At 74.6% G+C, this 9742-nt stretch carries 10 protein-coding genes; 7 read left to right on the top strand and 3 right to left on the bottom strand.

Annotated elements, in window-relative coordinates; all coding sequences use genetic code 11:
* Positions 1–366: 366 nt before the first annotated feature.
* On the bottom strand, positions 367–969 hold the full coding sequence (locus tag MOX02_RS10820; RefSeq protein ID WP_147025805.1) for an urease accessory protein UreE: 603 nt from the start codon (positions 967–969) through the stop codon (positions 367–369).
* Between the two features lie 260 nt (positions 970–1229).
* Here MOX02_RS10820 and MOX02_RS10815 point away from each other — a divergent pair, with 260 nt between their 5' ends.
* The 4 genes from MOX02_RS10815 (at position 1230) to MOX02_RS10800 (ending at position 3926) form a co-directional block, all read left to right on the top strand.
* Positions 1230–1499 (top strand): YMGG-like glycine zipper-containing protein, encoded by a 270-nt coding sequence (locus MOX02_RS10815; RefSeq protein WP_147025804.1) that lies wholly within the window; start codon positions 1230–1232, stop codon positions 1497–1499.
* Positions 1500–1691: 192 nt separating this feature from the next.
* Positions 1692–2417, top strand: a complete 726-nt coding sequence (locus MOX02_RS10810) for a TerB family tellurite resistance protein (RefSeq protein ID WP_147025803.1) — start codon at positions 1692–1694, stop codon at positions 2415–2417.
* A complete protein-coding gene (locus tag MOX02_RS10805) occupies positions 2414–3166 on the top strand; it encodes an N-acetylmuramoyl-L-alanine amidase (protein WP_147025802.1) in 753 nt (250 codons plus the stop codon). Before MOX02_RS10810 ends, MOX02_RS10805 begins: the two co-directional genes overlap by 4 nt.
* Positions 3167–3212: 46 nt before the next feature.
* Positions 3213–3926 (top strand): hypothetical protein, encoded by a 714-nt coding sequence (locus MOX02_RS10800; RefSeq protein WP_147025801.1) that lies wholly within the window; start codon positions 3213–3215, stop codon positions 3924–3926.
* A gap of 36 nt (positions 3927–3962) precedes the next feature.
* On the opposite strand, the gene MOX02_RS10795 is transcribed toward MOX02_RS10800, so the two are convergent.
* A complete protein-coding gene (locus tag MOX02_RS10795; RefSeq protein ID WP_147025800.1) occupies positions 3963–5000 on the bottom strand; it encodes a TerC family protein in 1038 nt (345 codons plus the stop codon).
* A 235-nt stretch (positions 5001–5235) separates the two neighbouring features.
* On the opposite strand from MOX02_RS10795, the gene MOX02_RS10790 reads away from it, so the two are divergent.
* On the top strand, positions 5236–6450 hold the full coding sequence (locus MOX02_RS10790) for a TIGR03862 family flavoprotein (protein ID WP_147025799.1): 1215 nt from the start codon (positions 5236–5238) through the stop codon (positions 6448–6450).
* 3 nt (positions 6451–6453) lie between these two features.
* Here the strand turns inward: MOX02_RS10790 and MOX02_RS10785 are convergent, their stop codons facing one another.
* Positions 6454–7344, bottom strand: coding sequence for a collagen-like domain-containing protein (locus MOX02_RS10785; RefSeq protein WP_147025798.1), 891 nt, complete (start codon positions 7342–7344; stop codon positions 6454–6456).
* Between the two features lie 329 nt (positions 7345–7673).
* Between MOX02_RS10785 and MOX02_RS10780 the strand changes: the two genes are divergently transcribed.
* Together MOX02_RS10780 and MOX02_RS10775 are read left to right on the top strand one after the other, a co-directional pair.
* Positions 7674–8498, top strand: coding sequence for an ImuA family protein (locus MOX02_RS10780; protein WP_147025797.1), 825 nt, complete (start codon positions 7674–7676; stop codon positions 8496–8498).
* On the top strand, positions 8413–9742 hold a 1330-nt coding region (locus MOX02_RS10775), incomplete at its 3' end, for a Y-family DNA polymerase (RefSeq protein WP_174804909.1). The genes MOX02_RS10780 and MOX02_RS10775, both read left to right, overlap by 86 nt.

Genomic DNA, 9742 nt, shown 5'->3' with positions numbered 1-9742 from the left:
AACAACACTCGCCGGAGCCAGTGCTTTCGTCTTATAGAGACACCGAAGCTTCCCGGCAAGTACCGGTTTTTGCTTTCGATCGTCTCCGGAAGACTGTCCGATCGGCTCGCCGTTGTTTCGGCACCGCGTCGGGAGGCGCCGTATAGGTCACCCCGGATTCTCTGTCAACACGGCGTTTCGAGATCCGTGCCGTCGACCCCGTCCGTGCCCGCACAGGCCGCCCTGCGTTGCGGGGCGACAATCCTGCGGATCGGTTCGGGATCGTCGGGCAGGCGCGCGTCGCGGGCCTGTCGACTGAACCCGATATGGTGATGCTCACCGCCGGATCAAGGAGCCGAGACGGGGTCGATCCCGCGAACGTCTCCCTCAGTGATCGTGCCCGCAGCCGCAGCCGGGACCCTGATCGTGGGCGTGCCCGTGCTGTTGCTCGTGGCCGTGAGCATGATCGTGGGCGTGAGCATGATCGTGGGCGTGACCGTGCTTGTGATCATGTTGCGCGTGGTCGTGGTGATGCCCGTGATCGTGCCCGCAGGTGCTGTGGTCGTGGGCGGCGCGCTCCGGCCGGAAGGCGCGGGTGACGGCCTCGGCGCGGCAGCCCTGGCCCCGGATCAGCTCGGCGTTGGCGGGCGAGGCCGGCACGTAGAGCACGTCGGCGCCGATCTCGGCCGGGACGTGGCTGCCGCCGAGCTGCCAGGCGAGGCGCGTCAGGCGGGCCGGGTTCTCGGCCCGCACCGCGAGCAGCGCCTCCCCGGCCGCCCGCACCTGGATTAGGCGGCCGTCCTCGAGGCGGAGCGCGTCGCCGTCCTCGAGCGTGCCGGCCTTCGCCAGCGCGAGGCTGAAGGCGAGCCCGCCCTCGGCGGTGAGGTCTCCCTCCGTCCGGCCTCGGCCCTCATGGTCGAGAGTGACGGCGTCGGCGATCTGCTCGGGGCGGACCGCCGGCTTGCGGACGATCGTGGTGGCTCGCAGCATGGAATCCTCGTCTCTCACAGGAGATCCGCCCTGCCCGTTCCGGACGCGGATCCCGGCCTCGCTCGGTCGGCGCGCGGGCGCGCCGGCCCTGTCCGCTCATGTCGGCACGCGCCGGCAGGAAGGGAAGATTTTTCGGCCGCCTCAAGACCTTCGACGGAACCTTGGCCGTGTGGCGTGCATTCAACGGTCATAATGGCTAAGCTCGGCCGGCACCACGGCGAAATGCTGGACCAGTCGACTGCACAAGGGAGACCAAATTCATGAAGAAGATCGTTGCGGCCACACTGGCCGGCATGCTCGCCCTCTCGGTGGGAGCTTGCAACACCCCGCAGGACCGTGCGCTGGGCGGCGCCGGCCTCGGCGCGCTCGCCGGCGCGGCGATCGGCGGTGCGGCGACCGGCCGCGCGGGCGGCGCGCTCGCCGGCGCGGCGATCGGCGGCGCGAGCGGCGCGATCGTCGGCGCGGCCACCGCGCCCCAGTGCCCCTACGGCACCTACCGCGACCCCTACGGCAACGTGTACTGCCGCTGACAGGCTCTCGCGGCCCTCGCCGCCGGAAGGGCCGGAGCCGCGCTCCGGCCCTTTTTCGTGGCCGCGGGAGCGGCTATCCCGGGCGCGTTCGCGCCGGCTCCCCCGGCGACGCCCGCCCCGGATTGCCGCCCCCGAGATGACGCTGCCTTCGCGCCCCGACCCGGCCCCCTCCCCTCCCCCGCGGGCGCGCCGATGACCGCCGGCATCTGGGGCAAGCTCGGCGGCGTCGGGCTCGGCATGGCGATCGGCGGCCCTCTCGGCGCGCTGATCGGGGGTGTGGCGGGCCACTTCCTGGTCGACCGGGAGGGCGCGCTGTTCGGCACGACGCCCCGCGACGTGGTCTTCACCACGGGCCTCGTGGCGCTGGCCGCCAAGATGGCGAAATCCGACGGCGTGGTGACGCCCTCGGAGGTCGAGGCGTTCGGCAAGGTCGTGCAGGTCGCGCCCGAGGCGCGGGCGGGCGTCGAGCGCCTGTTCGACCTCGCCAAGGCGACGACGAGCGGCTTCGAGGCCTACGCCCGGCAACTGGCCTCCGCCTTCCACGAGGAGCCCTCTCTCCTCGAGGACGTGCTCGACGGCCTCTTCCACATCGCCAAGGCGGACGGCGCGCTCCACGAGGCGGAGGAGCGCTACCTGCACGCCGTGGCCCGGATCTTCGGCTTCGAGGAGACGGCCTTCCGGCGCATCGCCGCCCGTCACGTGGCGCTCGCGGGCGACGCCTACCTCGTGCTCGGCCTCGACGAGGCGGCCAGCGACGCCGAGGTGAAGGCGCGCCACCGCGGGCTCGTCGCCGAGAACCACCCGGACCGGGCCATCGCCCGCGGCCTGCCGCCGGAGGCGGTGGCGATCGCGGACCGGCGGCTCGCGGCCATCAACGCCGCCTACGACCGGATCGCGGCCGAGCGGGGCCTGCGGTGAGGGCCACCCCCGAGAGCGCGCTGGCGACGGGCGTCGTGCCCTCGCCGAACCACGGCGAGCGGCTGGGCCCGCCCCCGGACATGCTGATCCTGCACTACACCGGCATGGAGACCGCGAGCGGGGCGCTGCAGCGCCTGGCCAACCCGGTGGCGGAGGTCTCGGCCCACTACTTCGTGTTCGAGGACGGGCGCGTGGTGCAGATGGTGCCGGAGGGCCGCCGCGCCTGGCACGCGGGCGCCGCCGCCTGGAAGGGCGAGCGCGACGTGAACTCGCGCTCGATCGGCGTCGAGATCGCCCATCCGGGCCACGCGGGCGGGCTGCCGCCCTATCCGGACGCGCAGATCGAGGCGGTGATCGCGCTCGGCCGCGACATCGCCGCGCGCTGGCGCATCCCGCCCGAGCGCGTGCTCGCCCATTCGGACGTGGCGCCGGAGCGCAAGGAGGATCCGGGCGAGGTCTTTCCCTGGGACCGCCTCGCCCGCGCCGGCCTCGGCCACCACGTGCCGGCGGCCCCTCTGCGGGACGGCCGCTTCTTCGCGCAGGGCGACGCGGGCCAGCCGATCGAGGCGCTGCAGGCCATGCTCGGCCTCTACGGCTACGACCTGCCCGTGACGGGCCTGTTCGACGCCCGCACCCACGCGGTCGTGACCGCCTTCCAGCGCCATTTCCGGCAGGCGCGCGTGGACGGCGTCGCCGACGCCTCGACAATCACGACTCTGCGCGATCTCATCGCTGCCCTGCCGGGCTGACGGCGGGGCACGGGCCCTGCGGCGGCCTCGAAGGGGGAGACCGTCCATGCCGTCGAGACCCGGGTCCGCCCGCGGCGCAATCCTGTGCGCGGCCGCCCTGCTCCTCGCCGCCCCGGCCTCGTCGACGGAGTGCGCGGACCGGATCGATCTCGCCAAGCCCCTCTCCCTCGCCACCGTGACGGGGTCGGACCGGGTCAACTTCCTCAGATCCGGCGCGGCGGACCCGGGCTGCCCGAGCCTGACGCCCGCCTGCCGGGAGAGAGCCTATCTGGTGGCCGGCAACCCGGTGGTGGTGAGCGGGACGAGCGGGGCCTTCGTCTGCGCGACCTATCTCGGCGCGAGGGGCGCGACCCGCTCCGGCTGGGTGCCGCGCGCCGCGCTCGCGGAGGCGCCGGCGGGGACACCGGACCTCGATGCCTGGACCGGCCGCTGGACGAGCGGGCCCGAGCAGACCATCGCGATCCGGCGCTCCGGCCAGTCCCTGACGGTGGAGGGCGATGCCACCTACGGCGCGCAGGACCCCGACCGGGTCAGGCGCGGCGCCGTCAACATGGGCTCCTTCGCGGTCACGATCCGGCCGGCCGGATCGGCCCTGGCGTTCACAGACGGGCAGAAGGGCGTGATCGGCGCCTACGATGCGGAGGCGTTCTCCTGCAGCGTCCGGATGCGCCTGCTGCCGCCGATCCTGGTCGTGGAGAGCAACAGCGCCTGCGGCGGCATGAACGTGAGCTTCTCGGGGCTCTACCGGCGCGGAGATTGAGGGCGGGCCTCGGCTCCTCGAGCCCCGCGCCCGCCGTCAGGCCCGGCCGCGCATCTGCGTCTCGCGCTCGATCGTCTCCGCCTCGATCGACTCCGGCTTGGCCTCGCCGCGGGTGCGCCAGAGGCTGTAGGCGATGCCGGAGAAGAGCAGCACCAGGGTCACGACGAGCGACACCCAGGGCGGGATATGCGCCAGTTCGAACGTGTCGGCCACGACGATCTTGGCGCCGATGAAGATCAGGATGAAGGCGAGCGCCGTCTTGAGGTAGGCGAAGCGCTCCACCATCGCCGCGAGCGCGAAGTAGAGCGCGCGCAGACCCAGGATCGCGAAGATGTTCGAGGTGTAGACCACGAAGGTGTCGGTGGTGATGGCGAAGATCGCCGGCACGCTGTCGACGGCGAAGATGACGTCGGCGCCGTTGACGAGGACGAGGGCCAGCGCCAGCGGCGTCAGCCACAGGACCGGCCTGCCGGTCTGCGGATGGGGCCGGCGCACCACGAAGCGCTGCCCGTGCAGCTCGGGCGTGATGCGCAGCCGCTTGCGCAGCCAGATCACGGCGGCGTTGTCCTGCACGTCGCCCTCGTCCTCCTCCTTGGAGAACAGCATCTTGAGGCCGGCGTAGATCAGGAAGGCGGCGAACAGCGAGAGCACCCAGGCCGCCTGGTGCACGAGGGCGGCCCCGAGGCCGATCATCAGCCCGCGCAGCAGGATCGCGGCGAGGATGCCCCAGACCAGGACCCGGTGCTGGGCCGAGCGCGGGATGCCGAGGGCGGACAGGATGACCGCGATGACGAAGACGTTGTCCATCGACAGCGACTTCTCGACGACGAGGCCGGCCACGTATTCCTGGCCCGCCCGCGGCCCGATGTACCACCACACCCAAGCCCCGAAGATGAGGCCCAGGGTGAGATAGAAGGCGGTGAGCACGAGGCTCTCCTTGACGCCGATCTCGTGGTTCTTGTCGCGGTGGAGAAGGCCGAGGTCGAAGGCGAGCAGCCCGAGGATCAGGGCGTGGAAGCCGAGCCACATCCAGACTGGCTTGCCGAGCCATTCGATGTAAAGGAAGTCGACCATTCGACGGACCGCGATGCTTCTGGTGGGAGAGCATCGGCTCCGACATCACGGGAGCATCCAGAATGCGTCCCGTCAGAGGGGCCCGCAGCCGACTCCCGCGAGTTAGGAGCGGGCGGGAGGTGGATCAAGGGCGGTCCGGCCGGGCATACCGTGAGGGCGCGGCTTTCCGAGGTGCCGCTCCGCAACACGAGGGATGACGGTTGACAGGCGCCGCCCTGCCGCCTCTTCCCATCCCATGCACGATCACGCGGATCAGTCCCTCGCCATCGTCGGAGGCGGGCCGGCGGGGCTCGCGGCGGCGGAGATCCTGGCCGAGGCCGGGCACGCCGTCACGGTCTACGACCGCATGCCCTCGCTCGGGCGCAAGCTGCTGATCGCGGGGCGCGGCGGGCTTAACCTCACCCACAGCGAGCCCCTGCCCGCCTTTCTCGCCCGCTATCATCCGCCGGGCAGCCTCGCGGAGGCCATCGCGGCCTTCCCGCCCGACGCCCTGCGGGCCTGGTGCGAGGAGCTCGGCGAGCCGACCTTCGTCGGGTCGAGCGGACGCGTCTTCCCGAGAAGCTTCAAGGCCTCGCCGCTGCTGCGGGCCTGGCTCGCGCGCCTCGGCAGCCTCGGCGTCACGGTCCGGACCCGGCACCGGCTCGTCGGCCTGCCCGAGGGCGGCCTCACCCTCGAGGGACCGCAGGGAGAGCTGACCGTGCGCCCGCGCGCGAGCCTCCTGGCCCTCGGCGGCGCGAGCTGGCCGCGCCTCGGCTCGGACGGGGCCTGGGTGCCGCTTCTCGAAGGACTCGGCGTGCCGGTCTCGGAGCTGCGGCCCGCCAATGCGGGCTTCACGGTGGTGTGGTCGGACGTGTTCCGGGAGCGCTTCGCGGGCGAGCCCCTCAAGCGCGTCGCGCTCTCTGCCGAGGGCGCGAGCGTGCGGGGCGAGGCCGTGATCAGCGCGGACGGGATCGAGGGCGGGGCCGTCTACGCCCTCTCGCGGGTGCTGCGGGAGGCGGTCCGCGCCCGGGGCGAGGCCCGCCTCGTGCTCGACCTGCGGCCGGACCTGACCGAGGCGGCGCTCGGCCAGCGCCTCGCGGCGGGCCGGCCCGGGCAATCCACCGCGACGCGCCTGCGCAAGGCGGCCGGTCTCTCCCCGGTCTCGGCCGGCCTCCTGCGGGAGGCGGTCGGCCCCGCCCTGCCCGCCGCGGCGGAGGCGCTGGCCGCCCTGATCAAGGCCGCGCCGCTCCGGATCACCGGGGTGCGGCCGATCGAGCGGGCGATCTCGACGGCCGGCGGGGTCGAGGCCGCGGCCCTCGACGGGCGCTTCATGCTGCGGGCGCGGCCCGGCCTGTTCGTCGCCGGCGAGATGCTCGACTGGGAGGCGCCCACCGGCGGCTACCTCCTGCAGGGCGCCTTCGCGAGCGGCCGCGCCGCCGCGGCCGGGATGCTCGACTGGCTGAAGGCGTGAGCCTCACAGCCTCGAGCAGAAACCGACCATGCCGGCGGCCTCGGCCGGGCAGGTCGCGCTCGCCGGGCCGGCGGCGAGGGGCGTGAAGACCGGGCTTCCGCCCTTGAGGCAGTAGGCCGAGACGAAGACCTCGCCCTCCTCGCAGGCGAGGCGGCAGCCCTCGGGCGGGCAGGATTCCGTGCGCACCGTCCGGAAGGGCGCGGGCGCGGAGGTGCTGGCCGTCGAGGCCGCGGCTCCCGGCTCGCCCCGGGAGCCCGCCGGCCCCGGCTGACCCGGAACGCCCTGCGGTCCCGCCTCACCCCGCGCGCCGGGCTCACCCCTGGGACCGGTCTCTCCCTTCGGGCCACTCTCTCCCCGGAGGCCCACCTCCCCCTTCGGACCCGCGTCTCCCTTCGGGCCGGCCTCCCAGCGGGGGCCGGTCTCGCCCTGCGGACCGGGGGGACCCTGCAGCCCCGCCATCCCCTGCGGCCCGGTCGGGCCGGGCTGGCCCTGCGGACCGGCCGGCCCCTCGGGGGCGCAGCTCGCCACCACGACCTCGCGCTCGTCCTCGTCGGCCTTGAGGGTCGCGACGCAGGTCGGCGGGCGGTAGGGCAGCCGGAACACGAAGCGGCCGCGCCGGTCGGCCATCACCGAGATGTCGTCGTCCATCACCACCACCGTGCCGCCCTTGCGCACGGAGCCAGAGATGCGCAGGTCCCCAGCCTCGATGCGCGCGTCGTAGACCATGATGGGCTGGCTCGGCGCCTGGGGACGCCGGCTCGCGCGCGCGAGCCGCGGCGAGGCGGGTGCGGCCTGCGCCGCCGGCTGGTCCGGAGGCTGCTGCGCGCCGGCGGGCAGCGCGCAGGCGAGCGGAAGCAGGCCCACCAGGGCCGTGGCGACGCGAGCAAGACGCATGGACGTTCCCCCGAGTGATCCGGCTCCCGTGCGGGCCGGTGGGGGACAGTGCCGCCCCGCTCGCGGCGGGGTCAACCCTTGCCTGGACCCTTGCTTGGACCCTTGCCGGACCCTTGCCGGACCCTTGCCGGACCCTTGCCGGACCCTTGCCCAAACCCGGCGGCGAGGCCGCCCGCCGAGCTCCCGGCAGGCGGCGAATCCACAGCCGTCCACACCTCTCCACAGGCCAACTCCATGCCGGCGCATCGAAAACGAACGACCCTCGGAAACCGGTTGAGCTTGTTCTTGTTTTGTTCTTATCGTCGCTCCACAGTCGGAGCCGGCGCAGGATGGAGCGGTCGCATGCAGAACCGGACGGAGACGCGCGCCTCGACCGCGCGGCGGAGGCGGAGCCTCCCGGCCGGGCCGCCCGACGCGCCGCGGCGCGCGCGGCCCTGCGCGGCGTCGCGGCGGAGGCGCGGGATGCGGCGTCCTCTCCCGCCGCCGTTCTGCCTCTCGGGCTCGCGGCGGTCGACGCGCACCTGCCGGGCGGCGGCCTCGGCCTCGGGCAGCCCCACGAGATCGCGCCCCTCGAGGAGGGCGACGAGCCCTGCGCCCTCGGCTTCGGCCTCGCTCTCCTGGCCCGCCATCTCGCCCGGGTGCGGGGCGAGGCGCTCCTCGTCATCGCCCCGGGGCACCCAACGCCCTACGGCCACGGGCTCGCCGGGCTCGGGCTCGATCCGGGACGCGTCCTGCTCCTGGAGGCGGGCAGCGACACCGAGGTCTACCTCGCCCTGGAGGAGGCCCTGCGGGCAGGCAGCCTCCCGGCCCTGGCCGGTCTCGTCGAGTCCGGGCTTCCCCTGAAGCAGGGGCGCCGCCTGCAACTCGCCGCCGAGGCGGCCCGGCCCCTGTTGCTGATCCTGCGCCCCGCCCGCGCCGAGGCGGCGAACGGCGCGGCGACCCGCTGGCGGATCGCCGCGGGCGGAGGGGGCCGCGACCGCTTCGGCTGTCTCACCGGCCCGCGCTGGCGGGCCCATCTCGATCGCTGCCGCAACGGGCGGCCGGGCACGTGGCTGCTGGAGTGGGATCATGCCGCGCATCGTTTCGGTCTGCCTGACGCACTGGCCGGTCACCCGCCTGCGGCGCGCCCTGGGAGAGCCTCCGGGCAAGCCTGACGCCGGGGCACCCCGCGTCGTCGCCGCGGTGGGGCCCGGTGGCCTGCGCCTCACGGCCGTGGATGCCCGGGCCCTCGCCCTCGGCCTGCGCCCGGGCGAGCCCCTGAGCCGCGTGCAGGCCCGCATCGGCACGGGGCTGCGCGTCCACCCGGCCGATCCGGAAGCGGACGCCGCCGCCCTCGTCCGGCTCTGCCTCTGGGCGCAGCGCTACACGCCCTCCGTCGCGCCCTTCGGGGCGGCGGAGGGGGGCGAGGGCCTGTTCCTCGACGTCGAGGGAGCGAGCCACCTCCTCGGGGGCGAGGCGGGGCTGATGGCCGACCTCGCCGGCCGGCTCTCCGCCCACATGATCCCGGCGCGCCTCGCGCTGGCGGACACGCCGGGGGCCGCCTTCGCCCTCGCCTGCCATGGCCGGGACGGCACGATCGTGGCGCCGGGCGCCGCCGAGGAGGCCCTGCGGGGGCTGCCCGTCGAGGCCCTGCGGCTCGAACCCGAGACCGTCACGGCCCTGAAGCGCTTGGGCCTGCGCCGGATCGGGGCGCTCGCGGACGCGGCGCGGGCACCCCTCGCCCGCCGCTTCGGGGAGGCGCTGACCACCCGCCTCGACCAAGCGCTGGGCCGGCGCGCCGAGCCCCTCCGCCTGCTCGGCGAGGCGGTCTCCTACGGCGCCGCCCGCGGCTTCCTCGATCCGATCAGCCGGCAGGAGACGATCGTCTCGGCCGCGCAGCGCCTGATGGGCGAGATCGCGCCGCGCCTCGCCGCGGACGGGCTCGGCGCGCTCGCCCTGCGCCTCACCCTGCACCGGGTCGACGACGCGGTGCGCGCCCTCGATCTCGGCCTCGCGGAGCCGACCCGCTGCCCGGAGCATGTCGGTCGCCTGCTGCGGCTGCGCCTCGACCGGCTGGGGCCGGCCCTCGACGCGGGCTTCGGCTTCGAGACCCTGCGCCTCGACGTGACGGGCACGGGCCCGATGGCGGGCCGCCAGGGCACGCTGGCGAGCCTCGCCGCGGACGAGACGGCCCCGCTCGCACGCCTCGCCGACGCCCTGCGCCAGCGCCTCGGCCGCCGGGTGATCCGCCTGGAGGCGCGGGCGAGCCACATCCCGGAGCGGGCGGACGTGCTGGCGCCCTGGCGGGCCGGTCCGACACCCGGCGCGGCCCACCTCTCCGGCTCGGGAGAGGTCGCGTGCGCGTCAGCGCACCGGGTGAGGGATCAGATCTTTCTGGAAAAGTCGCACCCCTCACCCT

The sequence above is a fragment of the Methylobacterium oxalidis genome (assembly GCF_007992195.1).
In the GTDB taxonomy this organism is placed as follows: domain Bacteria; phylum Pseudomonadota; class Alphaproteobacteria; order Rhizobiales; family Beijerinckiaceae; genus Methylobacterium; species Methylobacterium oxalidis.
Note: the sequence above shows the minus strand (reverse complement) of the source record. Positions and strands in the feature narration are given on the sequence as shown.

Excerpts from the sequence above, each read along its gene's own strand:
- MOX02_RS10795 (WP_147025800.1), bottom strand. The coding sequence starts at position 5,000 with ATGGTCGACTTCCTTTACATCGAATGGCTCGGCAAGCCAGTCTGGATG.
- MOX02_RS10820 (WP_147025805.1), bottom strand. The coding sequence starts at position 969 with ATGCTGCGAGCCACCACGATCGTCCGCAAGCCGGCGGTCCGCCCCGAG.
- MOX02_RS10800 (WP_147025801.1), top strand. The coding sequence starts at position 3,213 with ATGCCGTCGAGACCCGGGTCCGCCCGCGGCGCAATCCTGTGCGCGGCC.
- MOX02_RS10785 (WP_147025798.1), bottom strand. The coding sequence starts at position 7,344 with ATGCGTCTTGCTCGCGTCGCCACGGCCCTGGTGGGCCTGCTTCCGCTC.
- MOX02_RS10790 (WP_147025799.1), top strand. The coding sequence starts at position 5,236 with ATGCACGATCACGCGGATCAGTCCCTCGCCATCGTCGGAGGCGGGCCG.
- MOX02_RS10780 (WP_147025797.1), top strand. The coding sequence starts at position 7,674 with ATGGAGCGGTCGCATGCAGAACCGGACGGAGACGCGCGCCTCGACCGC.
- MOX02_RS10815 (WP_147025804.1), top strand. The coding sequence starts at position 1,230 with ATGAAGAAGATCGTTGCGGCCACACTGGCCGGCATGCTCGCCCTCTCG.
- MOX02_RS10810 (WP_147025803.1), top strand. The coding sequence starts at position 1,692 with ATGACCGCCGGCATCTGGGGCAAGCTCGGCGGCGTCGGGCTCGGCATG.